The sequence below is a fragment of the Polynucleobacter meluiroseus genome, from assembly GCF_900205755.1.
Lineage (GTDB): Bacteria > Pseudomonadota > Gammaproteobacteria > Burkholderiales > Burkholderiaceae > Polynucleobacter > Polynucleobacter meluiroseus.
Genome location: NZ_OANS01000003.1, coordinates 176631 through 203088, shown reverse-complemented (window position 1 = coordinate 203088; position 26458 = coordinate 176631). Strand labels below are relative to the sequence as shown.

The window sequence follows — 26458 nt, the reverse complement described above, 5'->3', positions numbered from 1 at the left end:
TTAGGCTTGGATGCGTTTTTCTGCAATCCGCATAATGGCCGAGCGTGCTCGTGGATTTTCACTAATCTCTTGATCACTAGGTTTGACACGGCCGATAATTTCTAAAGCGCTTTGGGGCAGATCTTTATCTCTTACTGGCAATCCCCGTGGAATCTCCACCTTAGATTGAGCTTGCAGAAACTGCTTCACAATGCGGTCTTCCAGAGAATGAAAGCTAATGACTGCTAAGCGACCACCTGGTTTTAATAACGACAGCGCGGCTTTAAGACCTAACTCAAGATCCTCCAGCTCACGATTAATAAAAATACGTAAAGCCTGGAAAGTTCTAGTGGCGGGGTCTTGACCAGGCTCCCTAGTACGAACCACGCTCGCAACTAAATTGGCTAAAGCGGTTGTTGTTTGAGGTGACAGGCCCTCAGCACGCTTTGCCACTATAGTTTTAGCGATCTGAAATGCGAAACGTTCCTCTCCGTAAGTCTTAATCACGTAGGTGATTTCCTCCACAGAGGCTTGCTCCAACCACTCGGCCGCTGTTAAGCCTTGCTCGGTATTCATACGCATATCGAGTGGTCCTTCTCGCCGAAACGAAAATCCTCGATGCGCTTCGTCGACTTGTGGCGAGCTGATTCCTAGATCCAACAAAATCCCAGCAACTGACTCGGGCTCCGCATATTGATCCATCTGCGCAAAACTGTCGTGAATGATTTTTAAGCGGGAATCGTTGATTGTCTCGGCCACTGCAATCGCATCCAAATCTTTGTCGAATGACAGCAGTTGTGCTTGCGAACCCAGTTGCGCTAGCAACGCCTGAGTATGTCCTCCGCGCCCAAACGTACCATCGATCACTACGCTCGCTGCGGCAGGATTTGGGTTTAGGAGCAGCGGACCACTGATTAGTGCTGTCACCGCCTCGGCCAGTAATACTGGGCGATGTGTCATGTTCATTGCGGCCCGTCATCAAAAATTAAATTGCTTCAGGGCTTCAGGCATACCTTGCGCAATGGCAGCCTGCTCTTTTGCTGCATAGGCAGTGGCGTCCCACAATTCAAGGTGGCTACCCATGCCTAACAAGATCACTTCTTTTTCAATGCCTGCTGCAGTCCGCAATTCAGGGCTTACTAAAATTCTGCCGGCACTATCTAAATCGAGCTCGGTAGCATTACCCAGAAAAATTCGTCGCCACCAATGGGCATCCATGGGCAATTGCGCTACTCGCGCACGAAACAACTCCCATTCAGGGCGGGGGAATAAAAGTAGGCAGCCATCGGGATGTTTGGTGAGCGTGACTCGACCTTCACCCTGAACCAATAAGGCGTCGCGATGCTTTGCCGGCACAGACATGCGGCCTTTTGCATCTAAATTGAGAGCTGACGCACCTTGAAACACCATTTACCCCACTTTTTCACACTTCCTCCCACTTTAGAGGAAGGTCATAAGGGGGTCAAGTCTTTTTAAGGATTATTTTAGGAATTTCTCTAGTGATTACAAACACTTAGCGTCATGTGTTAACAAAATGGTGGTTATAAAAATACTACTTGAAACAATGGCTTGGAAAATATACTTAAGAAGAGATCTTAGCTATTTATTGCGTATTTAGAAAAAATATACTGTATCAATGAACAGTATAGGCAACCCAGTCTAATCAGATCTTATAAGCCGTACTGGTCATCACTTTAGACAGGGTACCCATCACCCGCTTTAGGACTGTTGGCAAGATCGTGCCTCCCGCCTGAATGGCCTCTTGTCCATGCTCGATTTCATCCATGCGCATTTGATCGACGATAGCGCGTGAGCGTTGGTCCTCGGCGGGTAGCGTGTTGAGGTGACTTGAAAGATGCAACTCAACTTGCTTTTCCGTTTCCGCAACAAATCCAAGACTCCACTTATCGCCCGCAAGGCCAGCTGCTAAGCCGATTGCAAAGGATCCTGCATACCAAATTGGATTGAGATAACTGGTGTGCGAACCTAATTCTTGCAAGCGCGTTTCACACCAAGCCAAGTGGTCCATTTCCTCTCGCGCAGAGTGCTCCAGCATGTCCTGAATTTCCGCGTTGCGCGCCACCAATTTTTGCGCCTGATAAAGCGCTTGGGCACACACCTCACCCACATGGTTTACACGCATTAATCCAGCCGCGTGTTCTCTCTCGCGCGCATCTAAAACTGCTCCAGAATTTCCGACCACTTCAGGAATTGAGCGGTGCGCATTGGCGCCACCAAAGATCGAGCGAAGTGCTGTATCAAATTCCAGAATGAGGCCGTCTTGCAATGACCTTTTTGCTTTCATACCTAGACTATAACCTCGGCCTTACAACTTTGCTTAGTCTTCAAACCAAGCTCAGCTAACAATGCTCGATCTTGCTCCGCCTCGGGATTAGCGGTAGTGAGCAGTTGCTCACCATAAAAGATAGAGTTCGCCCCCGCCTGAAAGCACATTGCTTGAACAGCCTTCCCGAGGGCTTGGCGCCCCGCCGATAAACGCACCCTAGCTAGGGGCATCGTAATCCGTGCAACGGCAATCGTGCGAACAAACTCTAAGGGATCTAGGGGCGCTTGATCAGCCAAAGGCGTGCCAGCCACGGGCACTAAATGATTAATAGGCACTGACTCTGGATAGGGATTCAAATTAGCCAGACGGGCTAAAAATGCAGCACGTTGCTCACGTGACTCACCCATACCAACAATGCCCCCACAGCAGACGGACATCCCTGCGGAGCGAACATGAGAAATCGTGTCTAAACGATCTTGATAGGCTCGGGTGGAGATCACTGAGCCATAAAAATCCTCGCTGGTATCTAGGTTATGGTTATAGAAGTCCAAGCCTGCTTCTTGTAAAGCTTGTGCTTGATGAGACTCCAGCATGCCCAAGGTCGCACAGGTTTCTAAGCCCAGGGCTTTGACCCCTTTAATCATTGCTGCCACTTTTTCAATATCACGATCTTTGGGTTCGCGCCACGCAGCCCCCATGCAAAAACGATTAGAACCTGCTGCTTTTGCTGCTTTAGCTGCCTCCAAGACTTCTTCCAAGTCCATCAGCTTATTGGCCTTCACGTCGGTGTGATAGCGGGCCGCTTGCGGACAATAGCCGCAATCTTCAGGGCAACCGCCTGTCTTAATGGATAGGAGGGTTGCTAATTCCACATCTCCATTAGGGAAATACTTGAAATGGGTTTCCTGCGCCCTAAACATCAACTCATTGAAAGGTAACGCAAAAAGGGCCTCCACCTCACTCAGGGTCCATCCCCCTGCAGCATCCAATTCCTGCCGTATAACAGCGATGGATTTGATTTGAGTGAGCGGTTTTTCAGTGACGGGAGATTCAAGCATAGGTAAATTTTAATCAATCGAATGATTCAATCCACCAACATAACAGATAGCGGGTTCACTTTGTAAAAACTAGTGTTTAAATACCTTATATGAAGGTTATTTCAGATTCCGATCCGCATTCACTAGTCAAGCGTAGTGTGTCAGCAGTTTGGCACCCGTGCACGCAAATGAAACACCATGAGTCTTTACCGCTGATTGCGATAGCGCGCGGTAAAGGGCCCTGGCTATATGAGGAAAACGGCCATGCACTCCTAGATTGCATTAGTTCGTGGTGGACGAATTTATTTGGCCACTCCAATCCACGTATTAATCAAGCCCTCAATGTCCAGTTAGAGAAGATCGAACATGTGATGCTCGCTGGCTTTACACACCCACCAGTAGTTGAGCTTTCAGAAAGGTTATCCGCCTTAACCGAAGGTCACTTAGGTCATGTGTTCTATGCATCTGATGGTGCCTCTGCAGTTGAAATTGCTTTGAAAATGAGTTATCACTTTTGGCAACTTAATGGCAAGCCGCAAAAGAAAAAATTTGTTTGTTTAGAAAATGGCTATCACGGAGAAACTTTAGGTGCGTTGGCTGTAACGGACGTTGCCATTTTTCGCAATGCATATGGTTCGTTGTTACAAGAAGTCTTTACGATTGCCTCGCCCGACGCACGTAAGGCCGTGGCTGGTGAAGATGCTGATGACGTAGCCAGAAAGTCTGCCAAAGCACTTGAGCAATTATTAGAAAGTGAGCATCAAAATATTGCCGCCCTCATTATTGAACCTTTAGTGCAATGCGCTGGTCAAATGGCCATGCATTCGCCTGAGTACTTGAAGTTAGTGCGAGCACTTTGTGACCGCTATGAAATTCACCTCATCGCTGATGAGATCGCCGTCGGTTGCGGACGTACGGGAAAATTCTTTGCCTGTGAGCATGCGGGTATTTGGCCTGACTTTTTAACCCTGTCAAAAGGGATTAGTGGTGGGTATTTGCCCTTATCCCTTTCCATGACAACAGATACTATTTACCAAGCTTTTTATAGTGATCAAACTCAACATGGATTCTTGCACTCCCATTCTTATACGGGCAATCCGCTCGCATGCACTGCAGCACTGGCGTGCTTAGATATTTTTGAGAGTGATCAAGTGCTAGCAAATAACATTGCGCGTGCAGACGAGCTTGCCAAGGCCTTTGCTTGGGCTAAAACTGATTCCCGAATTGAGTATTGGCGTCAACAAGGCATGATCCTAGCGTTTGACGTGAAGCCCTCTCAAATAAAGAATATCCGTTCATTTTCACGCGATTTATTCGCAGCGAGCTTACAGGAAGGTATTTTGATTCGGCCAATTGGCAATACCGTCTATGTCATGCCGCCCTATATTTTGTCGGCGCAGGAGACCGAGCAAATGGGCTCAGCTGTGCAACGCGCCCTTGAGAAGGTGCTTGCATGAGGCCTGTTTTCAATGCCTTTAAATTCGCTGAGCGGCAACTCGCTGATCTGGACGCGCAACTATTGAAGCGCAAGTTGCGCCTAACTGAATCTCCCTGCAATACAAGCGTTATGGTGGATCGACGAAACTTAAAAGCGTTTTGCAGCAATGATTATTTGGGGCTTGCAAATCATCCGCGCTTAGTCAAGGCGCTAGGCATTGGCGCTGAACAATACGGCGTCGGGAGCGGCGCCTCGCATTTAATCAGCGGGCACAGTCTTGCCCACGATCTTCTAGAGAAAAAATTGGCCTCTTTTCAGAGTGCGCATATTCCTAATGCACGCGCCCTCTTTTTTAGTACGGGCTACCTTGCCAATTTGGCAGCGATCACTGGTTTAGCTAGGCTTGCAGAATCAGGAGAAGCGAGTATTTATTCGGCTCAATTGAATCATGCTTCCATCATTGATGGTGTGCGCCTTGCATGCGCACAAACTAAAGCAACTCTAACCCTCTTTGATCATCAGAACCTCGATTCGCTTACAGCGCATTTAAAAAAAGATATTCGGCCACTGAAACTCATCATGCTCGATGGCGTCTTCAGCATGGATGGTGATCTCGCACCCGTTCAAGAATTAGTAGCTATTGCTGAGGAATATGATGCCCTTTTGGTACTAGATGATGCTCACGGTTTTGGGGTACTGGGTGAACATGGTCATGGAATTTTGGAGCACTTTAACGTGCTGTCCGAGCGCATCATTTACATTGGTACTTTAGGTAAAGCGGCCGGTGTCAGTGGCGCATTTATTTGCGGACCCTCAACCTTTATTGAGTGGTTGATCCAAAAAGGGAGGCCCTATATTTACAGCACTGCCACACCACCTGCCATTGCCCACACCGTCCTAGAAAGTCTGGCCTTGATTGCAGGAGACGAAGGCAAACAGCGAAGGCGGCACCTCGATCATTTGATCTCTATTTGGAATCAAGAGATGCAATTTTCCCAGTGGATCAAAGTGTTTTCTACCACCCCAATTCAGCCGATTATTTTAGGTAGTAATAAGCATGCTTTATTGGCTGCTCAATTATTAGATGAAGCTGGCTTTTGGATCCCCGCCATTCGCCCACCCACCGTACCAGTGGGTAGCGCCCGTTTACGAATCACCTTCTCTGCCAATCACAGCATTGAGGATTTGCGGGGCCTTATGCAAACACTACAGCGGATTGAGGGGCAACTATTAGAGAGAGAAAGTGATGGCTGAGTTTGAACATGCCTAGGCATTTTTTTGTGACGGGTACGGATACCGAGGTTGGCAAAACCTTAGTCGCTGGTGCCCTTATTCTGAAATTAAGAGAGCTCAATCTTAAGGCGAATGGTTTTAAGCCCGTAGCCGCTGGCACATATCGCAATGAAAGCGGCATTACCTGCAATGAGGACATCGAGACTTTGCGTCTCGCCTCTCATTTCGAACACGATGTTGCATTACTGTGTCCTTATGTTTTTGATCAGGCCATTGCGCCGCATGTGGCGGCGGCAATCCAAGGGAAGCCGCTGGATAAGGCGCTGATCATGAAAGCCTTTCAAACCTTGAATACCCAATCAGAGGCGGTGGTAGTTGAGGGTGCCGGCGGATTTTTAGTGCCCATAAATGAGCAAGAGGATTTAGGGCATATTGCGCAAATGATGCAGCTGCCAGTGATTTTGGTTGTTGGAATGCGTTTGGGCTGTATTAATCACGCCTTGCTGACCTACGAAGCGATTCGAGCACGTAATTTGCCTATTGCAGGATGGGTTGCTAATACGCTCTCCGATGAGATGCCCTACTTGCAAGAAAGCCTTAAAACCATAAAAAATCGAATTTCTAGCCCCTTTTTAGGCCTAATTCCCCCTTTACCTGCTCATTTTCGCAAACTGCCAAATACACCTTACAGCCTTAAAGCCCTCCAATTTGCTGCACAGCACATGCGGTTGCCTGAGTAAATTCAGATAAGATTAGGGCATGCGATTACTCCCAGAAATCCTCGCTTCCGCAGAAGAGATTCAAGCAATCCGGCGCAATATTCATGCTCATCCGGAACTTCGGTTTGAAGAGAACCGCACCTCTGATCTCGTTGCTGAAGCACTTTCTAGTTGGGGCATTACCGTTTACCGAGGTCTTGGTAAAACCGGGGTGGTTGGGAAGATTGAAGGTGATCTAGGTCCTGGCAAGATGATTGGTCTACGCGCTGATATGGATGCCCTCCCTCTGCAGGAGCACAACACCTTTGCGCATTCCTCTAAAAACGATGGCAAGATGCATGCCTGTGGTCACGACGGCCATACCGCCATGCTGCTTGGCGCCGCCCAATATTTATCGACTCATCGCGATTTCAAGGGCACTGTCATTTTTATATTTCAGCCCGCTGAAGAGGGTGGTGCAGGCGCTAAAGAAATGATCAAGGATGGTCTTTTTGAACAGTTTCCTTGCGATGCCGTTTTTGGTTTGCATAACTGGCCCGGCTTAGCCGAGGGCAACTTTGGCGTTACCTCAGGACCAATGATGGCCTCGAGTAACTCCTTCGAAATTACCGTTAGCGGCAAAGGTGGTCATGCCGCTTTGCCACATAACAGTGCCGACCCATTACTGACGGGTACTCTGATAGTCCAAGCGCTACAAAGCATTATTACGCGCAACAAACGTCCGATAGATGCTGCAGTGCTATCGGTAACCCAATTTCATGCGGGCGAAACCAGCAACGTCATTCCTGACAGCGCCTTCATCGGCGGTACGGTGCGTACCTTTACTTTAGAGGTCTTAGACCTGATCGAAGAACGCTTAAAAGAAATTGCTCATAGTGTTGCTGCGGCCTTTGATTGTCATGCTGAAGTCAGCTTTAGAAGAAGTTACCCGCCTCTCATTAATCACGAAGCTGAAGTGGCATTTGCTACCGAAGTCATGACTGAATTAGTTGGTGCACAAAACGTAGATACCGCAATTGATCCAACTATGGGCGCTGAAGACTTTGCATTTATGTTGCTCGAAAAACCCGGTTGCTATGTCTTTTTAGGTAATGGTGATGGTGATCATCGCTCTGTCGGACATGGGATGGGGCCGTGCCATCTGCATAACCCTTCTTACGATTTCAACGACGCCTTAATTCCTGTGGGCGTGAACTACTGGGTCAAATTAGCCCAACGCTTCTTAGAGAAGGCATAAGTAGTGGCAATAGATTCGGATTGATGTTGTTAGCGCGGCAGCAATAACCACAGGTTGCCAGTCTGTTTCATCCGCCCTGCCATCTCTCCAGCTGCTGTACCTGAGCCCCAATAGTAATCAGCCCGCACACCTCCAACAATTGCCTTGCCCGTATCTTGAGCCATCACCAATCGCTGCAGCGGCTGACTGCTCAAGGGTTTGGTGGTTGCTATGAAAACGGGGGCCCCCAAGGGAAGCGCCTGTAGATCGACCGCAATACTCCGTTCACTTGTGAGCGGCACTCCCAAGGCGCCATTGGGGCCAAGATCTGCGCTGACGTTTTCAGGCAATGTTTTAAAGAAGACAAAGCGGGGGTTGGCATTCAACATCTCATTTACGAGACTGGGGTTGCGCTTAGCCCATTGCGAGATACCTTGCATGGTAGCTTCACTTCGGTTGATTTCTTTACGATCCAATAACCACTGCGCAAAGGATTTAAAAGGCTGATCATTCGTGCCAGCATATCCCAGACGCAGAGTTCGCCCGTCTTCTAAGCGAATCTTTCCGGATCCCTGAATTTGCATAAAAGCTGCGGCTACAGGATCTTGCACCCAAGCGATTTCTGATCCTTGCAGCATACCGCTACTTAATAGCTGCGCACGAGCCGGCGCAGGATTAGGTTTGGAGTTTCTCCACGCACTGGGATAAGCATACAAAGGAATGGGGTAGGTGTTGGTTCTTTGTAGTGAACCGCTCATGACGGGCTCGTAATATCCCGTGATAAGGCCAGCATCACTTCCGGCGTTATTACGAATGGTATATGCCTGAAAATTCGTTTCGAAGTATTTTCGAATGGCTTGGGAATCGGTCGCAGCAACGCCGCTCGCTTTAGCGCAAACAGATTGCCAATTAATCTCACTACTGCGCTTTCTTAAGGCCTCACAACTTTTTAACCAGGCTGGCCAGGCCAAAGAAAGATCATCTTCTCGCCATCCTGGCAATGCCTGCCATGAGACGGCGCTAAAACTGGCAACCGAGGAACTGAATGAAGCCGATCCCTCTCTAGAACGAGATGCCGTTCCCCGAGTCGGGGGCGTTGAACAGGCGGCCAATAGACTGGCTAAGGTAATAAGCAATACACTAGGAAGAGCTTGCCATTTTTTAAATTTAGAAATCATGATTGCCAATTTACTTGATCAGTACCCTATGATTTTATTTGTCGCTGAAGCCGCAATTGCTTTAGGGCTACTGCTATTCATCGTCCTTTGGACCGGTAAGGGTAAAAAGTAAGCATTGCCCACCCCAGGTATCCGAAGCTCAATGCAAGGTTCGGGGCATTACTAGGGCAAATTCAGGGATTTGAGCCTGAAAAAATTGGGCTTCTTCGGTCACGCACACGTATTCCCCGCGCATAGTGCCTGCCGGAGTAGGTAGGGTTGCCCAGCTGGTGTATTCAAAATGTTCGCCAGCGCGCAATAATGGCTGTTGCCCCACTACCCCAAGACCACGCACCTCTTGCACCTCATTATCCCCATCAGTAATAAACCAATGGCGTGCGATCAATTGAATGCTACTAGTCCCAGAATTGCGGATAGTGACGGTGTAAGCAAAGGCAAATTGGCGATTATCGGGGTCAGATTGCTCGGGTAAAAACTGGGTTTTGACGGTAATGGTGATTTCGTGGGGATTCATGTTTGAATTCTGCTCCATCTAAAGGCTGACTGCAAGCTAGAATCTAGGGATGGCTAGTCATCAATCACCCCTCAATAAGCAATTTGTTATTGCCCCTTCCATCCTGTCGGCGGACTTTGCGTGCTTAGGCAAAGAAGTGCAGGATGTTCTATTGGCAGGAGCCGATTGGATTCACTTCGATGTGATGGACAATCATTACGTCCCCAATCTCACCATTGGCCCCTTAGTCTGTGAAGCAATACGGCCCTATGCCATAAAAGATGGTCAACCAGCAATGATTGATGTCCATCTCATGGTAGAGCCCGTGGATCGCTTGGTTCCCGATTTTGCTAAGGCGGGGGCAAACCTCATTAGCTTTCATCCTGAAGCCAGTCCCCACGTCAATCGCACCTTGAATTTGATTCGTGATCAAGGCTGTCAAGCGGGACTTGTTCTCAATCCCGCCACACCACTTCATCATCTCGACCACACTTTAGAGCTTTTAGATCTCGTCTTACTTATGTCAGTGAATCCTGGATTTGGTGGCCAATCTTTCATTCCCAGCACGATCGAGAAAATTGCGCAGGTGCGCGCCAAACTAGACCAATACCAAGCAGAAACCGGGCGGCATATTCGGCTTGAGGTTGATGGCGGCATTAAGGTTGACAATATTGCGCAGATTGCTAAGGCAGGTGCAGATACCTTTGTGGCAGGCTTAGCTATATTCGGTAAAGATAATTACACGACGGTAATTGATGCCATGCGGGTGGAGTTAGGAAAAGTTTAATGTTGCTCGAAGAATTTCAGGCCCTCGGCAAAGAGGGGTTCAATCGTGTTCCATTGGTGCGAGAGGTATTGGCGGATTTAGAAACCCCATTATCTCTTTACGTCAAACTCACACAAGCCTTTGGTCAAAAGAACACTTACTTACTTGAATCGGTTTTAGGAGGCGAACGTTTTGGTCGCTTTTCCTTTATTGGTTTGCCAGCAAAAACGATTTTAAGAACTGTGGGTACACCAAGTACCCCGCTCACCGAAGTGCTTACCGAAGGTAAAGTGGTTGAAACCAATCAAGACAACCCGCTTGATTTTGTTGATGCCTATTTCAAACGCTTCAAAGTGGCTTTGCCGCCAGGACTCCCCCGTTTTTGTGGTGGTCTAGCGGGCTACTTCGGCTATGACACTGTGCGCTACATTGAATCTCGCTTAGCTCAACATCCGCTTCCAGATGAACTTGGAGTGCCTGATATTCAGTTAATGCTCACTGAAGAATTAGCGGTAATTGATAACGTAGCGGGTCGGATTTATCTCATCGTTTACGCAGATCCTGGCGTGACTGATAGTTTTGGGAAGGGCCAAGCCAGATTAAATACATTACTAGACTGTCTTAAAAAACCAGTCAATATGCCCTTATCTTTGCCTAGTGATAAAACAGAATTGGTGCGGAAATTTAAAGCGGAAGATTTTGAAGCGGCCATCCTGAGAACCAAAGAATATATTTTGGCTGGTGATTGTATGCAGGTTGTTATCGGTCAGCGAATCAGCAAGCCTTTTACCGACTCTCCGCTGGCGCTATACAGAGCATTACGTTCTTTGAATCCTTCGCCTTACATGTACTTCTATGATTTTGGAGATCTGCAAGTGGTGGGCTCTTCTCCCGAAATCTTGGTGCGTCAAGAAACGCGTGAATCTCAAAAAATCGTCACGATACGCCCATTAGCCGGTACAAGGCCACGAGGTGCCACTCCTGAAGAGGATCAACGTCTTGCGAAAGAGCTGCTTGCTGATCCCAAAGAAATTGCTGAACATGTCATGCTCATTGATCTCGCTAGAAATGATGTTGGTCGTATTGCGAAGACTGGGTCAGTTAAGGTAACTGACTCTATGTCGATAGAAAAATATTCTCACGTGCAACATATTGTGAGCTCTGTTGAAGGTGAGTTGCTCGACAACTTGAGTAATATCGATGTTCTCCGTGCTACCTTCCCTGCTGGAACTTTATCGGGCACTCCTAAAATTCGGGCGATGGAAATTATTGACGAGATGGAAATTGTTAAACGCGGCATCTATGGCGGCGCAGTAGGCTACCTCTCCTTCTCAGGTGATATGGACGTGGCTATTGCAATTCGTACGGGCGTGATTCGCAACGGCATGCTGCATTCCCAAGCTGGTGCCGGGGTGGTTGCGGATTCCGATCCGACTGCCGAATGGAAAGAAACCGAAGCAAAAGCGCGTGCCGTCTTAATGGCCGCAGATTTAGTACAAGGAGGTCTCGATGCTCCTCATGATTGATAACTACGATTCATTTACTTACAACCTGGTTCAGTATTTTTCTGAGCTTGGGGAAGAGGTCAAAGTATTTCGCAATGATGAGATTGGCGTGGAAGACATCGCCACCCTAAACCCAGCACGTATTTGCATCTCTCCGGGGCCGTGCAGTCCTACAGAAGCAGGTATTTCTGTTGAGGCTATCCAACGCTTTGCGGGTCAAATTCCGATTTTGGGTGTTTGCTTAGGTCATCAAGCGATTGGCGAAGCATTTGGCGGTAAGGTGATTCGCGCCCAAAAAGTAATGCATGGCAAAACAGATCAGGTGTTTCACACGGGAGTAGGTGTGTTTAAAGATTTACCAAGTCCCTTTACAGTGACGCGCTATCACTCTCTAGCAATAGAAAAGCAAACGCTGCCAGACGTTTTAGAAATTACCGCTACCTCATCTGATGGAGAAATTATGGGCGTACGCCATCGGGAGTTTGCATTAGAAGGGGTGCAATTTCATCCTGAGTCGATTCTCTCTGAGCATGGCCACGCCCTGCTCAAGAATTTCTTGCAAGCTAAATAATATTGAGCGACATGTCCATTAGCCCACAAGCAGCTTTGCAACGTTGTATTGAAAATCATGAACTCCTGCACGATGAAATGACTGCAGTTATGCGCCTCATCATGAGCGGCGAACTCCCGTCTACTTTGATGGCAGGCATTCTGGTTGCCCTTCGCACTAAAAAAGAGACCGTTGGTGAAATTACTGCTGCAGCCCAAGTCATGCGTGAATTTGCCACGCCTGTTCATGTGACCGACAGGGCTAATCTAGTTGATGTCGTGGGCACTGGCGGAGATGGGGCGCACACGTTCAACATTTCAACAGCGGCGATGTTTGTTGCTGCAGCTGCAGGCGCCAAGGTTGCCAAGCATGGTAATCGAAGTGTCAGCAGTAAGTCCGGCAGCGCGGATCTCTTAGAGGCTCTCGGGGTTCAATTAACGCTTTCGCCCGAACAGGTTGCCCGATGCATTGATCATGTTGGTATGGGATTTATGTATGCCCCCAACCACCACCCTGCGATGAAGAACGTGGCTTCTGTTCGCAAAGATTTGGGTGTGCGCACTATTTTCAATATTTTGGGCCCCCTTACTAATCCGGCAGATGCTAAGCGAATTGTGATGGGCGTCTTCCATGCTGATTTAGTCGGAATTCAAATACGGGTATTGCAAGCGCTAGGCATGCAGCATGCACTCGTTGTGTATGGACGCGATGGCCTAGACGAAATTTCACTTGAAGGTTCCACCTTAGTTGGTGAACTTAAAAATGGCCTGATTACTGAATATGAATTACATCCAAACGATTTTGGTTTAAACACCGCTCCTAGCAGTTTCTTTAAAGTTTCCAATGCAGAAGAGTCTAAGGAGATTATTCTTGGAGTTCTTAATCATCAAGCGGGACCTGCAAGTGACATTGTTACGCTTAATGCAGGTGCCGTTTTGTACGTCGGTGGCGTTGCGTCTGATATTGCCAGTGGTATTCAGATGGCAAAGTCTGCAATCCACTCAGGTGCAGCCCTGCGTAAACTCAACGAGTTTGTAGCATCAACCCAAAATAATTCAATTCATTTATGAGTGACATTCTCGATAAAATCGTCGACACCAAAAAAATTGAGGTCGTAGCTGATACAAAAAAGATCTCTCTTGCCGAGCAACGACAACGGGCCGAGGAAAATAATCGCAATCCTCTGTTTAAACCACGTGGCTTTATTCAATCTATTGAAAGTACCATTGCGACTGGTAAAGCGGGGGTCATTGCTGAAATTAAAAAAGCCAGTCCAAGTAAAGGAATCTTAAGAGATCCCTTTCATCCCGCTGAAATTGCCCAAAGCTATGAGAATCATGGTGCAGCCTGTCTATCGGTACTAACCGATCAGCAATATTTTCAAGGCGCCAATGCCTATTTGCAGGCTGCTCGGGCTGCTTGTCAGATTCCCGTACTTAGAAAAGACTTTACGATCGATCCTTATCAAATTTATGAAGCCAGGGCGATTGGTGCCGATGCTATTTTGCTGATTGTGGCTTGTTTAGAACTCAATCAAATGAAAGAGTTAGAAGCATGTGCCCACGAACTCGGTCTTGATGTACTGGTTGAAGTGCATAACGCACCTGAGCTAGAAAAAGCCTTGCACTTAAATACGCCGCTTCTTGGAATTAATAATCGCAATCTCAAAACATTTGAGGTCACACTGCAAACAACGCTTTCATTGCTGTTGATGGTTCCAGACAATAAGCGCTTAGTTACGGAGTCGGGAATTATGACTCAAGCAGATGTGCAACTGATGCGGGACCATCAAATCAACGCCTTTTTGGTCGGGGAGGCATTTATGCGGGCCAATGATCCGGGTTTAGCACTGAAAACGCTTTTTTCTTAAGAAGGCCAAATCGGCCTCTTTGCCCCGTTAGAGTGCTCGCGTACCGACAGGTTTTTAACTTAGGGTTTATACTGTAAAAAACTATAACTTTAGATATACCTGATAAATAAGTTAAAAATATGACAATTACTAAAAACTCCTCCTATATTCGCTTCCTGAACCTTCTGGCTGCCTTAGACCGCGTGAATCCAGATAACAAACTTGACTCCATTGAGGAAAGCTTGCTCGACAAAATTGTCCTCTCGGCTAATGCCAAGGAATCCGTTTTGGTCGGCGATTTGATCTCATTGGCTAAACTTGGCTCCCAAGCCACGCTTCACGGTCGCTTGAAAAATCTGAGTGTGATGGGCTTCATTCAGATGGTAAGCAACGAAGATGGGCGCAAAAAAGAGGTTGTCCCGACTAAAGCCGCTCTCAAACGCTATGACGCTATTTCGAAATGTTTAGAGAAGGCAGTAAGAACCGCCTAATTTCTTCTGAAATCACCTATTAAGGTGACTAAATAAAAAAGCCCTCAGTTTTAGACTCAGGGCTTTTTTACTTCTTAGATACGCAGCTGGTTTACACGTTAAACAGGAAATTCAGTACATCGCCGTCTTTGACGATGTATTCCTTACCCTCAGCCCGCATCTTGCCAGCATCTTTAGCGGCTGCTTCGCCTTTAAATTGCACGAAATCTTGAAAAGCAATCGTTTGCGCACGAATAAATCCACGCTCGAAGTCTGTATGAATTACTCCCGCTGCTTGCGGCGCGGTATCACCTTGGTGAATGGTCCAAGCGCGTACTTCTTTCACGCCTGCGGTGAAGTAGGTTTGCAAACCTAGCAATTTGTAGCCCGCTCGAATCACCCGATCTAAGCCGGATTCTTCCATGCCCAGGTCAGCCAAGAATTCCACTTTATCGGCATCTTCTAAATCAGCGATTTCTGCTTCGATTGCCGCGCAGACAGCCACTACTGGGGCGCCTTCTTTCGCAGCATGTTGCAAGACGGCTTCTAAATGGGGATTATTAGTAAATCCGTCTTCTTTGACGTTGGCAATATACATAGCCGGCTTAGCGGTAATTAAACAGAGTGGCTTAAGCAGAAGTAGCTCGTCTTCGCTCAAACTCATACTTCGCACGGGCTGAGCTTGATCTAAATGCGCTTGAACTTTAGTGAGCACAGCCACCAAAGCGGCAGCGTCTTTATCGTTACCCGACTTGGCAGCCTTACTAGAACGGTTCAGTGTTTTTTCAACCGTAGTCAGATCCGATAAAGCCAGCTCAGTATCAATCACGCCGATATCTGAAATAGGGTCAATTTTTCCGGCAACGTGAATCACGTTTGCATCGTCAAAGCACCGCACCACATGGGTGATGGCGTCGGTTTCCCGAATATTCGCCAAGAATTGATTGCCAAGTCCCTCACCCTTAGAGGCGCCGGCAACTAGGCCAGCAATGTCGACGAATTCGACGGCAGCAGGCACGATGCGCTCGGGCTTGACGATCTGGGCCAAAGCGGCGAGACGAGGATCAGGGACCTCAACGATTCCTACGTTAGGCTCGATTGTGCAGAAAGGATAGTTTTCTGCCGCAATTCCGGCCTTGGTAAGCGCGTTAAAGAGGGTAGATTTGCCGACGTTAGGCAGGCCGACGATGCCACATTTTAAAGACATGCACACATTGTAAAGGGGCTGGTTTCTATATCATCAAGATATGTCGAATATTCAGTCCCACAACCCGCCAAACTCCCCGTCTAATTCCAGCCAAATCCGCACTGTGGATGTAGTGGTGGTTGGCGGAGGCATTGTGGGTAAGGCTTGCGCGCTAGGTTTAGCCCAATTAGGTCTGCAAACGATTCAAGTCGCACCCGATTTCAATGAGCCAATCCCTGCGCCAGGGGGTGATCAGTGGGGCCAGCGTATTTATGCCTTTTCCCCAGGAACCCAGCAATTATTAGCCCATTTACAAATTTGGGATGCCTTGGATCATGGCCGGATGCAGCCTGTCAGAGATATGCGTATTTTCGGCGATCGCGGAGAAAAACACGATCAACTCCATCTTTCCGCATTTGAGGCAGGGGTTCCTCAACTTGCTTGGATCGGCGAGTCTAACCTGATAGAGCATATGCTAGATCAGGCCTCGCGCTTTCAAAATAAACTGGAGCGAGTAACGGATGTCGTTGAAAAGCTAGAAATTGACAGTACCGGCACAACACTTCATCTCAAAAATGGCGGCTTGCTGCGTGCGCTCTTAGTTGTTGCCGCCGATGGGGCAAATTCACCCATTCGCTCGGAATTACAAATATCTACTAATGAAGAGAGTTATTCGCAAAACGCTGTGGTGATTAACTGGCGGTGTGAATACCCCCACTTAGAGACGGCCTATCAATGGTTCTTGCCAGGGGGAGACATCATTGCAATGCTGCCACTGCCTCACAAACAAGTATCGATGGTGTGGTCCACCTCCCCAAGCAATGCAGAGGAACTGCTTGCGCTGGACCAAGCAGCCTGGTCTCAGAAGTTTGCCTCACTTGCTAATGGGGAAATTCTTCGGCAACTTGGCACCCTCACATTGAACTCTATTCCAGCCACTTTTCCTCTAAGGAAAATTCAAGCTCAACGTTTTATCGGCCCAGAAGGTAATCCCAAAATTGCCCTGATCGGAGATGCGGCTCATGTAATCCACCCACTTGCCGGCCAAGGGCTTAACTTGGGCTTACGCGATGTTGCTGCCTTAGTTCATATTCTAGGCAAGCGTGAAGCATTTAGATTGCCAAATGACCGCGTGTTATTGCGACGTTATGAACGCGAACGTCAGGGTGATACAAGTGCCATATTATGGGTAACGGATAAGCTTAAAAAACTATTTTCAGCGAGCAGTGATACCGAAAGGCAATTGCGGAACTGGGGTCTCCATATGGTAAATCGTAGCCACTTTATTAAACAGCGCCTGATTGAACGCGCTTTAGGAAAGGTTGATTTTGAATAAAGTTATTTTGGGGCTAAGCTTCATTGCACTTCTCTGCTCTGGAGTTGTCAATGCGCAATCCGAGAATCAAATTAAGGTGGATCTCCAGAAAAAAATGGGGACGAGCGCCAAAATTAGAGCCGTCACCGCCTCTCCCATTTCAGAGGTGTACGAGGTACTCGTTGGTAATGAAGTGTTTTATACGGACGCTAACAGTAAGTACTTAATCCAAGGTGAAATGATTGAGATCGCCACCGGAAAAAATATTACCGAGCAAAGACAAGCTGATCTGAACCGGATTAAATGGAGTGACTTACCTCAGGCAAATGCCATTAAGTCCGTGCGTGGCAATGGCAGTCGTCAGATGGCTGTGTTTTCCGATCCCAATTGCGGCTACTGCAAGCGTCTTGAGAAATCAATGCAGCAATTGGACAATGTGACTATCTACACCTATCTCATTCCCATTCTTTCGGCAGATTCTCTGCAGAAATCAAAGCAAATTTGGTGCGCGGCTGATCCGCAAAAAATGTATAACGACTGGATGATTAGCGGCGTAGCTCCATCAGGTAAAGGTGATTGCTCAACCCCACTTGATAAAAATTTGGCCTTAGCGAAAACTTATGGCATCACGGGAACGCCTACCCTCTTCTTCTTGGATGGTAGTCGCATTCCGGGTGCGGCTCAAATTTCTGATATTGAAAAAAAGCTCGGATCCCCTAAATAAACAAACCTAAAAATATGCAGCAAGCTATTCATCACTTAGATATGCCCGCCATTCAATACACTGTTTGGTTGGCCGACCTTCATGGCCACCGCTTTCATGTGAAATTGCGCATTGAGAATCCCAATCCAGACGGACAGCAATTACAAATGCCTGCATGGATTCCGGGAAGTTATCTCATTCGTGATTTTAGTAAGCATATCGAATCGATTAAAGCCTATGAAGTGAGCAGCCCAACAGATAGCTTGCCATTAGAGCGGATTGATAACGACCAATGGCTTTTGCCTAAGGTAAGTGGTCCAGTAGAAGTACTTACTACGGTATATGCATTTGATTCTTCGGTGCGTGCGGCTTTCTTAAATAATGAACGTGCTTTTTTTAATGCCAGCAGTCTTTGTTTGTCCGCTCAAGGTCAAGAGGATTTGCCATGCGCGCTGATTCTGATTCCGCCAAATGATTCTTATGCTTCAGGGTGGTCAGTACAGACCGGCTTGCGCTCTGTCAAATTAGATTCACAGGGCTACGGCTTTTACTTAGCCAAAAATTATGATGATCTCCTAGATCATCCGGTGGCCTTCGGAGATTTTCAGCTAGCACAATGGCAGGTGAATGGCGTGCCCCACACTATGGCCGTTCAGGGCTGCCTCCATCCGATTAACCTGCAACGCATTGCCAAAGATCTTCAGGCAATTTGCGCTTGCACTATTGCTTTATTTGAACCGCAAACTCAGCAGGCGCCCTTTCAGAGTTATCTCTTTTTAGTCAATGCGGTTCTTTCTGGATACGGCGGTCTTGAGCATCGCAATAGCACCGCTTTACTATGCAAGCGCGATCAAATACCGCAACTCAACGTACCGCTAGACGAAGCGAGTTATCGAGAATTTCTTGGGCTGTGTAGTCATGAGTATTTTCATGCCTGGCTGGTGAAGCGCATCCAGCCAACGGCCTTCCAGCCCTATCAATTGGAGCGCCGCAACCATACCCGGTTACTTTGGTTATTTGAGGGCTTTACGAGCTACTACGATGAGCTCCAACTGTTCCGCAGCCAGCGCATTGATCTCAAATCCTATTTGAAATTAGTCGCCAATAATTGGAATACGGTTTTGCGCGGGCCTGGAAGACATAAACAGAGTGTGGCTGATAGTTCATTTGATGCCTGGACCAAGTACTACCAAGTCAATGAAAACACTCCCAATGCGGTTGTTAGCTATTACGGGAAAGGCGCCTTACTTGCATTAGGCCTGGACCTGAAGATTCGCGAGTTTACGCACAATCGGCAATCCCTTGATGATCTCATGCGCTTGATTTGGGATCGCCATGGTCGCACACACATGGGCATCGCTGAAGATGGCTTAGATATGCTAATTCTGGAGCTACTAGGAAACGGCTTTACGCAAACTTGGAATCGCTTTAAATCGCTCTATATTTTTGGAGTGGAAGATATTCCCCTGCAAAAATGGTTTGATCCTCGCATTGTTTTAGTAAAAACAAAACTGCCCTCAAGACTAGAAAGAAATAAGCTGCAATTAGGGCTACGCTACTCGGAAGCGCAGGGTTGGCTTAAGTTAACCCACGTCCTCGATGGCGGCGCATTGCAAGTCGCGGGGCTGGCTCCTGGCGACTTACTTGCCAGTATCAACGGTCAACGAGTTACGGCGATGAGCTTAGATAGAATCGTGGGCACCCTGACAGAGGGTAAGCCCTTTGTGATGTGTTTTTACCGAGATGATCTGGAACAAGAGTGCATGGCTGTATTAGCGCCTCACCAGCTACCAATTCAGTATGAACTGCTGCCCGCCGAGTAATGTACGCATTTACTGCTGATGCCATACCGCCAGATTGGCGTGCGCTACTAGGGAATTATTTTGACACCGCGCAATGGCTTAGCCTGCAAAGCCGGCTTCAAGCGGAAGTCAATTTGGGCGGCAATCTAGTACGGCCTGATCCAGAGAATTTTTTCAAGGCACTCACACTCACCCCTGTTGCAGAAGTGAAAGCGGTGATCTTGGGACAAGATCCTTATCACTCCCCCGGCATTGCTCAAGGCCTTGCTTTTTCCATACCGCAGCAGATTCCTAAAAATTCAAGGCAATTTCCAAGCTCCTTACGCAACATTAGCAAGGCGCTCGCTTTAGAGGGATTTGGTGTGTTGCCACACGGTGATCTCCATATTTGGGCTAAGCAGGGTGTATTACTGCTGAATACCGCCTTAAGCGTCAAGTTAGGCGAGGCAGGCAGTCATACTTCGTTAGGATGGAAATCCTTGATCGAACGATTAATTGGCGCCTTAGCAGAGCACAAACCCAACTTGGTATGGATGCTGTGGGGTGCGCATGCTCAAGCGAAACTCCCCTTAATTAGTTCGGGTATCAATCAATTGATTTTGCAAGCATCTCATCCCTCAGGTTTGGGCGTCTACAAAACACATCAGCCTTTTTTAGAGGTGGGCGACAAAGCGAGTTGCAATCACTTTACCAAGACCAATCAATGGCTCTCTGAGCATGGCATGACGCCGATTGATTGGGTGGAAAAGCGTTAGTAACTAAGCCTGAGGTCTATTTAGACAATATTGCGTAGAGAATGCCGGCAATGCATGCCGCAAGAACGGCAGATAGCCACTCCAACATTTGCCCGGCTTGGAAAAATCCTGTGGTTTGGCCCATAAGTGAGCAAGCGTAAGCCGCAGCGAAGCCTATGAAGATTGCGACTAGGTAGCGTAACAAGCTAGGTTTGACAGCCCTTGGGCCCGGATAAAAGAAGAGCGCCAAGGCCCCTGTTAAGCCACCGATCACCAGAAAAGCCAAAAACCCCATCGCTGCCCCCATTAAAAGCTGCTTCAATTCTATAATCAAGCCCATGAAGCTGTTGACACTGGGCATTAATCATCACACAGCGCCGGTTGCCATTCGGGAAAAAGTTGCTTTTGCCCCTGAATTTCTCCAAGAAGCGTTGCACGACCTTCGCCAATATCTTATTGGCGTGAATCAGGTCGAGCTGCCAGAAACAACTATTTTATCTACCTGCAATCGTACCGAACTCTATTGCGCAGCAAACGATGAGGTTGCGGCCAGTTTTTTACATGAAGCCACACTCGATTGGTTGGCTAAATCCCAAAAATTAGCTCCTAGCAGCTTGCTCCCCCATATTTATTCCTTACCTCAATCAGATGCAGTTCGCCATGCCTTTAGAGTGGCTTGCGGTTTAGATTCGATGGTCATTGGGGAAACTCAGATTTTGGGGCAAATGAAAGACGCTGTCCGCACTGCCAACGATGCGGGGGTGCTGGGTACTTATTTAAACCAACTATTTCAGAAATCGTTTGCGGTCGCTAAGGAGGTTCGGGGCTCAACGGAGATTGGCGCCCACTCCATCTCCATGGCCGCCGCCTCAGTACGCCTAACTGAACGCATCTTTGAAACCATCGCCGATCAACGCGTCCTTTTTATCGGCGCTGGCGACATGATCAATTTATGTGCAACGCACTTTGTAGCAAAAAAACCCAAGAGCGTTGCAATTGCCAATCGCACCATTGAGCGCGGCCAAGAACTAGCTGATGCCGTTTCAGATCAAAATGTAGAGTCAGAGTCCTTTAAGTTATCCGAGCTACCCAGTCGTCTTCACGAGTTTGATGTGATTGTTTCTAGCACCGCATCCACTCTGCCCATTATCGGTTTAGGCATGGTCGAGAGTGCGCTGAAGCAACGCCGCCATAAACCCATGGTCATGATTGATCTGGCCGTACCACGTGACTTTGAACCCGAAATAGCGCGCTTAAACGATATCTACCTCTACACCATTGATGACTTAGGAGTGATGATCCAAACGGGCACCTCTTTACGTCAAGCAGCAGTGAGCCAGGCGGAGGCCATCATTGAAGATCGGGTTGGCAACTTTATGCATTGGATGCAAGGGCGCAAAACCGTGCCATTGATTTTGGATATTCAGCAACAAGGGGAGCGCTTGCGACAGCTTGAATTAGAGCGGGCGATGAAGCACTTGATGCGGGGTGATGACCCGATGGAAGTGCTCAACACCTTAGCCCAAGGCTTAACCAATAAATTCTTGCACGGCTCACTCCATGCGCTTCAACATTCGAATGGTGCCGAGCGCGACGCCCTGATCAAGCTACTCCCCAAATTATTTACCTCCCATTCCAAGCCAGAAGACCAATAAATGAAGCCTAGCATGCGGGCTAAGCTAGACCACCTAGATACACGCTTAGCCGAACTCAATTCCTTATTAACCACCCAAGAGTCCACTCAGGACATGGATAACTATCGCAAGCTCACTCGTGAGCATTCTGATATTGCCACTGTGGTTGAGCAATTCGGTTTATATAAACAAGCTGAGGCGGATGCGCAGGCTGCAGAAGAGATGCGCAAGGATCCTGAGATGAAGGACTTTGCCGACTTAGAGCATAAGCAAGCTCAAGCAACCATGGAAACCTTGGCAGACACCCTCCAAAAACTCCTGCTCCCCAAAGACCTGAATGACGATCGCAACGTATTTTTAGAAATTCGTGCTGGTACGGGTGGTGATGAAAGCGCTCTGTTTGCGAGTGACTTACTGCGTATGTATACCCGCTTTGCTGAGCGTCAAGGCTGGAAAGTAGAAGTCGCCAATTCCGCTGAATCCGATTTAGGTGGGTATAAAGAAGTGGTTCTCCGCTTGGTGGGTCAATCAGTGTATTCACGCCTCAAATTTGAATCTGGTGGTCACCGGGTACAGCGTGTGCCGCAGACGGAGACCCAAGGACGCATTCATACTTCTGCGTGTACGGTTGCAGTAATGCCTGAAGCGGACGAACTCGAAGCGGTCAAAATTAATCCCGCAGAATTGCGCATCGACACCTTTCGCGCGTCTGGCGCAGGCGGTCAGCACATTAATAAAACCGATTCTGCGGTGCGTATCACTCACCTCCCCACTGGCACAGTCGTAGAGTGTCAGGATGACCGCAGCCAGCACCGTAATCGCGAACAGGCTATGAAAGTTTTGGTGTCGCGCATCATGGATGCACGTGAAAAAGAAAAACACCAACTAGAAGCGCAGACCAGAAAGTCTTTGGTGGGATCAGGCGATCGCAGTGATCGGATCCGAACTTACAACTTCCCTCAAGGCCGAATTACTGACCATCGCATTAATCTAACGCTGTATAAGATTGACTCCATGATGGATGGCGACTTAGATGATTTACTCAATGCATTGGCTTCTGAGCATCAAGCAGAACTCTTGGCAGCACTTGGCGATAACTAAGTAACTCCTCATGAGTTCGGATCACTCGTTACGGGCACTGCTGAGCTCTACAGTCCTACCTGCTAATGAAGCACGCATTTTGCTGGGCTTTATTTTAGAAAAACACTGTCAACTGCCCCGTTCCGCGCTGCTGTCTCGTGATGATATGACGCTTAATTTAGATGCCCTTGCAGAATGGCAGTCCTTGACATTCCGGCGCGCTAGTGGCGAACCAATTGCCTACCTTATCGGAAAAAAAGGGTTTCATGCGATTGAGTTAATGGTTGCTCCTGGAGTATTAATCCCCCGCCCGGAAACGGAGCTCCTGGTTGATCTTGCGCTTGCAGAAATCGAGTCCCTCAAGCGACCTGTGTCAGTTTTAGATCTGGGTACGGGTTCCGGCGCCATTGCCTTGGCAATTGCACATGGGGCGCCACAGGCTGCACTGACGGCAACGGACCTGAGCGTGGATGCCTTAGCAATTGCGCGAGACAATGCCGACTCACTTGGTTTACAAGGTCGGGTGCACTTTCTGCATGGCAGCTGGTATGAGCCATTGGAATTAGACGCCCCTTTTGACATCATTGTGAGCAATCCCCCGTATATCGTTGCGCAGGACCCCCACTTAAGTCAGGGTGACTTACGCTTTGAGCCTCTCACCGCTTTAACCGATGCAGGAAGCGGTCTAAGCTGCCTAGAAGCCATCATTAGTGGAGCGGCCCAATACCTGAAGCCTGAGGGCCTTCTTGCCGTAGAGCATGGCTTTGACCAATCTGAAGCGGTAGTGGGTCTGATGCAAAGCTCGGGCTTCCAAGCTATTCAAGTCCATTTTGATTTAGCCGGGCATTGCCGAGCGGTCTCAGGTAGAAAAAAGTCATAAAATAGAGCACAAGATCAGTTGCTTACCCACCCAGTTATTAAGGAAGAAATGATGGACACTCAAGCAAAAATTAAAGACATTGTTACCAGTCACCCAGTCGTACTGTTCATGAAAGGTAACGCCCAGTTTCCACAATGCGGCTTCTCCGGAAATGCGATTAACATTCTCCGCGCAAGCGGGGTTGAGAATCTGCATACAGTGAACGTATTGGAAGATGAAGGCATTCGCCAGGGCATTAAGGAATTTTCAAACTGGCCAACCATTCCACAACTTTATGTCAACGGCGAATTTATCGGCGGCTCAGACATCATGACTGAAATGTTCCAAAACGGCGAACTGCCAGCACTTATTAAAGGTTAATCTTTAGTCGGGATCTGTTTAGTGACTTTTGACCTGAGTTCCCTTGCGCTATTTGGCCTACCATTGGCGGTTTGTGTAGGCCTTTTTGTTTACGTCTTGACGCTACGTTCGTCATTACAGCGCATAGAACAAGAAGCCCAAACCGCCACTGAGTCAGCCCTGAGTCTTCGTAATGAGCGTGACCTTGCCTTGCAAAATGCGATTCGCTTTGAGGCTGAGTTAGATTCTGAACGCAAGCAAGGCTTAGGCCGTATTGAGTCTCTGAATGAAGCCAAAGAAGCATTGACTAGTCAATTTAAGAATCTTGCTAATGAGATTCTGGAAGATAAATCGAAGCGCTTTACCGAACAAAATGCAGTGAGTCTGGATGCGCTTTTAAAGCCCTTACAAACGAAACTGACCGAGTTCAAAGAGCAAGTAAGCACCTCGTACGGCAATGAAGCACGTGAACGCTTTGCCCTCAAGAGTGAAATCGAGCGCTTAGCCAATTTAAATCTACGCATGTCCGATGAAACCCGCTCTCTTACTCAAGCCTTAAAGGGTGACTCTAAGGTACAGGGTAACTGGGGTGAGCTTGTTCTGGAATCGATCTTAGAATCATCCGGCTTACGCAAGGGCGAGGAATACCTTGTGCAAGATAGTCATACGCAAATTGACGGCTCTCGCTTGCAGCCCGATATCGTGGTCAAGCTTCCGGAAGGCAGAAGCCTAGTAGTCGACAGTAAGGTATCAATTACAGCGTATGCAAGGCATGCAGAAACTAGTGACCCTGCTATAGCAGAGCAGGAACTTGCTGCGCATATTCAGTCCTTAAAGCAACATATTCAAGGACTATCAGGAAAAAACTACAGCTCCTTGTATGGTCTTGGCTCAGTAGATTTTGTGTTGATGTTTGTGCCAATTGAGCCCGCCTTTTTATTAGCCTTGAAGACTGCGCCCAATTTATATCAAGAAGCCTTAGCAAAGAATATTGTGTTGGTTTGCCCAAGTACCCTCATGGCGACCTTGCGTACGGTGGCTCATGTATGGAGACAAGAACATCAGAATCGCAATGCTCTAGAGATCGCTAAGCAGTGTGGCAATCTTTACGATAAATTCGTGGGGTTTGTAGATGACTTGGAAAAGTTGGGCCAGCGACTGGATCAAGCGCAGACCAGTTATCACGATGCTTTTAATAAACTCAAATCCGGCAAGGGGAATTTGATCCGCTCTGCTGAGCGGGTTCGCGAGTTGGGAGTCAAGCCAGCGAAGAACTTATCGGCACCCTTAATTGACTCCGCCTTAGATCCTGAGAATGAGATCAATCAGGGCTAGAGAACAAAGTAATTGAACAAAGAAAACCCCACTCAGCACAAGCTCAGCGGGATTTTTATTTACTACTGTCGTGACTGCTTACATCTTAAAAAGAATTAAGCCGCTTTACGAGTACGTGTTGCAGGTGTTGCCGCTTTCTTTACTTGCGCGATCTGACCTTGAACGGCATTAATTGCTTGGTCAGCACTTTTCTCAGCATTTACAAAGGCTTCTTTGCTTACAGCGCGGAACTGCTCGTAACCCTGCATTACGCTACCGTAAACAGTTTTGAACGAAGAAACAAATGCGTCTGAACCAGTTGGGGCGTTAGCAGTCAGGGTATCAACCCAATCCTGAAGGCCTGCTTGCATATGATCAATATTAGCTTCGACAGTTTGTGACAACTGCTTGTTACCGTTACGGATCACTTGGGTAACTTTCTTTTGATATGCCGCAACTTGATTACCTGCTGCTTGCAATGCGTCAGTGCCAAGCATTTCAGTTACTTGCTTTGGATCTTTTGCTGCTAATACCTGCTTCATGCTTTCTTGAGTATTTACTAATGCGTCCTTAGATGCCTCGTAATGCAACTCGGCTAATTTCTGAGCGTTTTCTAATGCAACTTCACCTAATGTAAAAGTTGCTTCTAGGCCTTTGCCGTTGATTTGGGACAATGTAGCGGTAATGTGTTCTTGGTTCATGTAATTCTCCATTAATAAGGTGGTAAAAAATTTGGGTAGCGCATTAAAAA

Annotated in this window: 29 protein-coding genes; 20 read left to right on the top strand and 9 right to left on the bottom strand. The window is 47.8% G+C overall.

The window, feature by feature from the left end; translation table 11 throughout:
* From rsmH to bioB, 4 genes are all read right to left on the bottom strand, one after another.
* The gene (gene rsmH / locus CP950_RS06460) at window positions 1-945 is read right to left on the bottom strand and encodes a 16S rRNA (cytosine(1402)-N(4))-methyltransferase RsmH (protein ID WP_096673493.1); all 945 of its coding nucleotides are present in this window, start codon (window positions 943-945) and stop codon (window positions 1-3) included.
* A 12-nt stretch (window positions 946-957) separates the two neighbouring features.
* Entirely contained in the window at window positions 958-1386 is a 429-nt protein-coding gene (mraZ, locus tag CP950_RS06455; protein WP_096673873.1) for a division/cell wall cluster transcriptional repressor MraZ, read from the bottom strand.
* 256 nt (window positions 1387-1642) lie between these two features.
* Complete coding sequence (gene coq7 / locus CP950_RS06450) at window positions 1643-2284, bottom strand: 2-polyprenyl-3-methyl-6-methoxy-1,4-benzoquinone monooxygenase (RefSeq protein WP_096673491.1); 642 nt, start codon at window positions 2282-2284, stop codon at window positions 1643-1645.
* 2 nt (window positions 2285-2286) lie between these two features.
* A complete protein-coding gene (bioB, locus tag CP950_RS06445; protein WP_096673489.1) occupies window positions 2287-3324 on the bottom strand; it encodes a biotin synthase BioB in 1038 nt (345 codons plus the stop codon).
* Between the two features lie 89 nt (window positions 3325-3413).
* Between bioB and bioA the strand changes: the two genes are divergently transcribed.
* Genes bioA through CP950_RS06425 form a run of 4 tightly spaced genes read left to right on the top strand, consistent with a single transcriptional unit; the run spans window position 3414 to window position 7930 of the window.
* The gene (gene bioA / locus CP950_RS06440; RefSeq protein WP_096673487.1) at window positions 3414-4760 is read left to right on the top strand and encodes an adenosylmethionine--8-amino-7-oxononanoate transaminase; all 1347 of its coding nucleotides are present in this window, start codon (window positions 3414-3416) and stop codon (window positions 4758-4760) included.
* Complete coding sequence (locus CP950_RS06435; RefSeq protein WP_096673485.1) at window positions 4757-5995, top strand: aminotransferase class I/II-fold pyridoxal phosphate-dependent enzyme; 1239 nt, start codon at window positions 4757-4759, stop codon at window positions 5993-5995. Before bioA ends, CP950_RS06435 begins: the two co-directional genes overlap by 4 nt.
* A gap of 8 nt (window positions 5996-6003) precedes the next feature.
* Complete coding sequence (gene bioD, locus CP950_RS06430; RefSeq protein WP_096673483.1) at window positions 6004-6714, top strand: dethiobiotin synthase; 711 nt, start codon at window positions 6004-6006, stop codon at window positions 6712-6714.
* Between the two features lie 19 nt (window positions 6715-6733).
* Window positions 6734-7930, top strand: coding sequence for a M20 aminoacylase family protein (locus CP950_RS06425; protein WP_096673481.1), 1197 nt, complete (start codon window positions 6734-6736; stop codon window positions 7928-7930).
* Between the two features lie 29 nt (window positions 7931-7959).
* On the opposite strand, the gene mltA is transcribed toward CP950_RS06425, so the two are convergent.
* Window positions 7960-8880, bottom strand: a complete 921-nt coding sequence (mltA, locus tag CP950_RS06420) for a murein transglycosylase A (protein ID WP_419185582.1) — start codon at window positions 8878-8880, stop codon at window positions 7960-7962.
* Here mltA and CP950_RS10145 point away from each other — a divergent pair.
* Complete coding sequence (locus tag CP950_RS10145) at window positions 8762-9199, top strand: hypothetical protein (RefSeq protein WP_419185584.1); 438 nt, start codon at window positions 8762-8764, stop codon at window positions 9197-9199. The genes mltA and CP950_RS10145 overlap by 119 nt on opposite strands.
* A gap of 27 nt (window positions 9200-9226) precedes the next feature.
* Here the strand turns inward: CP950_RS10145 and apaG are convergent, their stop codons facing one another.
* A complete protein-coding gene (gene apaG, locus CP950_RS06415; protein ID WP_096673477.1) occupies window positions 9227-9601 on the bottom strand; it encodes a Co2+/Mg2+ efflux protein ApaG in 375 nt (124 codons plus the stop codon).
* Window positions 9602-9650: 49 nt separating this feature from the next.
* Here apaG and rpe point away from each other — a divergent pair, with 49 nt between their 5' ends.
* From rpe to CP950_RS06385, 6 genes are all read left to right on the top strand, one after another.
* Complete coding sequence (rpe, locus tag CP950_RS06410; RefSeq protein WP_096673475.1) at window positions 9651-10367, top strand: ribulose-phosphate 3-epimerase; 717 nt, start codon at window positions 9651-9653, stop codon at window positions 10365-10367.
* Window positions 10367-11872 (top strand): anthranilate synthase component I, encoded by a 1506-nt coding sequence (gene trpE / locus CP950_RS06405; protein ID WP_096673473.1) that lies wholly within the window; start codon window positions 10367-10369, stop codon window positions 11870-11872. The genes rpe and trpE overlap by 1 nt, the downstream gene beginning before the upstream one ends.
* The gene (locus CP950_RS06400; RefSeq protein WP_096673471.1) at window positions 11856-12422 is read left to right on the top strand and encodes an aminodeoxychorismate/anthranilate synthase component II; all 567 of its coding nucleotides are present in this window, start codon (window positions 11856-11858) and stop codon (window positions 12420-12422) included. Before trpE ends, CP950_RS06400 begins: the two co-directional genes overlap by 17 nt.
* A gap of 11 nt (window positions 12423-12433) precedes the next feature.
* A complete protein-coding gene (trpD, locus tag CP950_RS06395; RefSeq protein ID WP_096673469.1) occupies window positions 12434-13471 on the top strand; it encodes an anthranilate phosphoribosyltransferase in 1038 nt (345 codons plus the stop codon).
* Window positions 13468-14271, top strand: a complete 804-nt coding sequence (trpC, locus tag CP950_RS06390) for an indole-3-glycerol phosphate synthase TrpC (RefSeq protein ID WP_096673467.1) — start codon at window positions 13468-13470, stop codon at window positions 14269-14271. The genes trpD and trpC overlap by 4 nt, the downstream gene beginning before the upstream one ends.
* 119 nt (window positions 14272-14390) lie before the next feature.
* A complete protein-coding gene (locus CP950_RS06385) occupies window positions 14391-14741 on the top strand; it encodes a hypothetical protein (protein WP_096673465.1) in 351 nt (116 codons plus the stop codon).
* Window positions 14742-14832: 91 nt separating this feature from the next.
* Here the strand turns inward: CP950_RS06385 and ychF are convergent, their stop codons facing one another.
* A complete protein-coding gene (ychF, locus tag CP950_RS06380) occupies window positions 14833-15927 on the bottom strand; it encodes a redox-regulated ATPase YchF (protein ID WP_096673463.1) in 1095 nt (364 codons plus the stop codon).
* 40 nt (window positions 15928-15967) lie between these two features.
* Here ychF and CP950_RS06375 point away from each other — a divergent pair, with 40 nt between their 5' ends.
* The 4 genes from CP950_RS06375 to CP950_RS06360 are packed head-to-tail and all read left to right on the top strand — an operon-like array spanning window position 15968 to window position 20481.
* Complete coding sequence (locus CP950_RS06375; RefSeq protein WP_096673461.1) at window positions 15968-17242, top strand: FAD-dependent monooxygenase; 1275 nt, start codon at window positions 15968-15970, stop codon at window positions 17240-17242.
* Window positions 17235-17945 (top strand): DsbC family protein, encoded by a 711-nt coding sequence (locus tag CP950_RS06370; RefSeq protein ID WP_096673870.1) that lies wholly within the window; start codon window positions 17235-17237, stop codon window positions 17943-17945. The genes CP950_RS06375 and CP950_RS06370 overlap by 8 nt, the downstream gene beginning before the upstream one ends.
* A gap of 14 nt (window positions 17946-17959) precedes the next feature.
* Window positions 17960-19747 (top strand): M61 family metallopeptidase, encoded by a 1788-nt coding sequence (locus tag CP950_RS06365; protein ID WP_096673459.1) that lies wholly within the window; start codon window positions 17960-17962, stop codon window positions 19745-19747.
* Entirely contained in the window at window positions 19747-20481 is a 735-nt protein-coding gene (locus CP950_RS06360) for a uracil-DNA glycosylase (RefSeq protein WP_096673457.1), read from the top strand. Before CP950_RS06365 ends, CP950_RS06360 begins: the two co-directional genes overlap by 1 nt.
* A 16-nt stretch (window positions 20482-20497) precedes the next feature.
* On the opposite strand, the gene CP950_RS06355 is transcribed toward CP950_RS06360, so the two are convergent.
* Window positions 20498-20800: a hypothetical protein gene (locus CP950_RS06355; protein WP_243391934.1), complete on the bottom strand. Its 303-nt coding sequence runs from the start codon at window positions 20798-20800 to the stop codon at window positions 20498-20500.
* Here CP950_RS06355 and hemA point away from each other — a divergent pair.
* From hemA to CP950_RS06330, 5 genes are read left to right on the top strand one after another with little or no spacing between them, the layout of a single operon-like run.
* Complete coding sequence (gene hemA / locus CP950_RS06350) at window positions 20799-22115, top strand: glutamyl-tRNA reductase (RefSeq protein ID WP_096673455.1); 1317 nt, start codon at window positions 20799-20801, stop codon at window positions 22113-22115. The two genes, CP950_RS06355 and hemA, sit on opposite strands and share 2 nt — an antisense overlap.
* Window positions 22116-23195, top strand: a complete 1080-nt coding sequence (prfA, locus tag CP950_RS06345) for a peptide chain release factor 1 (protein ID WP_096673453.1) — start codon at window positions 22116-22118, stop codon at window positions 23193-23195. It abuts the gene before it with no gap.
* Window positions 23196-23205: 10 nt separating this feature from the next.
* Window positions 23206-24054, top strand: a complete 849-nt coding sequence (prmC, locus tag CP950_RS06340; protein ID WP_096673451.1) for a peptide chain release factor N(5)-glutamine methyltransferase — start codon at window positions 23206-23208, stop codon at window positions 24052-24054.
* Between the two features lie 48 nt (window positions 24055-24102).
* The gene (grxD, locus tag CP950_RS06335) at window positions 24103-24414 is read left to right on the top strand and encodes a Grx4 family monothiol glutaredoxin (protein WP_096673449.1); all 312 of its coding nucleotides are present in this window, start codon (window positions 24103-24105) and stop codon (window positions 24412-24414) included.
* A gap of 21 nt (window positions 24415-24435) precedes the next feature.
* Window positions 24436-25728: a DNA recombination protein RmuC gene (locus CP950_RS06330; RefSeq protein WP_096673447.1), complete on the top strand. Its 1293-nt coding sequence runs from the start codon at window positions 24436-24438 to the stop codon at window positions 25726-25728.
* Between the two features lie 95 nt (window positions 25729-25823).
* On the opposite strand, the gene CP950_RS06325 is transcribed toward CP950_RS06330, so the two are convergent.
* The gene (locus CP950_RS06325; protein WP_165766420.1) at window positions 25824-26408 is read right to left on the bottom strand and encodes a phasin family protein; all 585 of its coding nucleotides are present in this window, start codon (window positions 26406-26408) and stop codon (window positions 25824-25826) included.
* Window positions 26409-26458 lie beyond the last annotated feature (50 nt).

Bases quoted from the DNA above. Each gene is read 5' to 3' on its own strand.
- rsmH (WP_096673493.1), bottom strand. From the start codon at position 945: ATGAACATGACACATCGCCCAGTATTACTGGCCGAGGCGGTGACAGCA.
- coq7 (WP_096673491.1), bottom strand. From the start codon at position 2,284: ATGAAAGCAAAAAGGTCATTGCAAGACGGCCTCATTCTGGAATTTGAT.
- bioB (WP_096673489.1), bottom strand. From the start codon at position 3,324: ATGCTTGAATCTCCCGTCACTGAAAAACCGCTCACTCAAATCAAATCC.
- bioA (WP_096673487.1), top strand. From the start codon at position 3,414: ATGAAGGTTATTTCAGATTCCGATCCGCATTCACTAGTCAAGCGTAGT.
- CP950_RS06435 (WP_096673485.1), top strand. From the start codon at position 4,757: ATGAGGCCTGTTTTCAATGCCTTTAAATTCGCTGAGCGGCAACTCGCT.
- bioD (WP_096673483.1), top strand. From the start codon at position 6,004: ATGCCTAGGCATTTTTTTGTGACGGGTACGGATACCGAGGTTGGCAAA.
- CP950_RS06425 (WP_096673481.1), top strand. From the start codon at position 6,734: ATGCGATTACTCCCAGAAATCCTCGCTTCCGCAGAAGAGATTCAAGCA.
- CP950_RS10145 (WP_419185584.1), top strand. From the start codon at position 8,762: ATGGCTTGGGAATCGGTCGCAGCAACGCCGCTCGCTTTAGCGCAAACA.
- apaG (WP_096673477.1), bottom strand. From the start codon at position 9,601: ATGAATCCCCACGAAATCACCATTACCGTCAAAACCCAGTTTTTACCC.
- rpe (WP_096673475.1), top strand. From the start codon at position 9,651: ATGGCTAGTCATCAATCACCCCTCAATAAGCAATTTGTTATTGCCCCT.
- trpE (WP_096673473.1), top strand. From the start codon at position 10,367: ATGTTGCTCGAAGAATTTCAGGCCCTCGGCAAAGAGGGGTTCAATCGT.
- CP950_RS06400 (WP_096673471.1), top strand. From the start codon at position 11,856: ATGCTCCTCATGATTGATAACTACGATTCATTTACTTACAACCTGGTT.
- trpD (WP_096673469.1), top strand. From the start codon at position 12,434: ATGTCCATTAGCCCACAAGCAGCTTTGCAACGTTGTATTGAAAATCAT.
- trpC (WP_096673467.1), top strand. From the start codon at position 13,468: ATGAGTGACATTCTCGATAAAATCGTCGACACCAAAAAAATTGAGGTC.
- CP950_RS06385 (WP_096673465.1), top strand. From the start codon at position 14,391: ATGACAATTACTAAAAACTCCTCCTATATTCGCTTCCTGAACCTTCTG.
- ychF (WP_096673463.1), bottom strand. From the start codon at position 15,927: ATGTCTTTAAAATGTGGCATCGTCGGCCTGCCTAACGTCGGCAAATCT.
- CP950_RS06375 (WP_096673461.1), top strand. From the start codon at position 15,968: ATGTCGAATATTCAGTCCCACAACCCGCCAAACTCCCCGTCTAATTCC.
- CP950_RS06365 (WP_096673459.1), top strand. From the start codon at position 17,960: ATGCAGCAAGCTATTCATCACTTAGATATGCCCGCCATTCAATACACT.
- CP950_RS06360 (WP_096673457.1), top strand. From the start codon at position 19,747: ATGTACGCATTTACTGCTGATGCCATACCGCCAGATTGGCGTGCGCTA.
- hemA (WP_096673455.1), top strand. From the start codon at position 20,799: ATGAAGCTGTTGACACTGGGCATTAATCATCACACAGCGCCGGTTGCC.
- CP950_RS06355 (WP_243391934.1), bottom strand. From the start codon at position 20,800: ATGGGCTTGATTATAGAATTGAAGCAGCTTTTAATGGGGGCAGCGATG.
- prfA (WP_096673453.1), top strand. From the start codon at position 22,116: ATGAAGCCTAGCATGCGGGCTAAGCTAGACCACCTAGATACACGCTTA.
- prmC (WP_096673451.1), top strand. From the start codon at position 23,206: ATGAGTTCGGATCACTCGTTACGGGCACTGCTGAGCTCTACAGTCCTA.
- grxD (WP_096673449.1), top strand. From the start codon at position 24,103: ATGATGGACACTCAAGCAAAAATTAAAGACATTGTTACCAGTCACCCA.
- CP950_RS06325 (WP_165766420.1), bottom strand. From the start codon at position 26,408: ATGAACCAAGAACACATTACCGCTACATTGTCCCAAATCAACGGCAAA.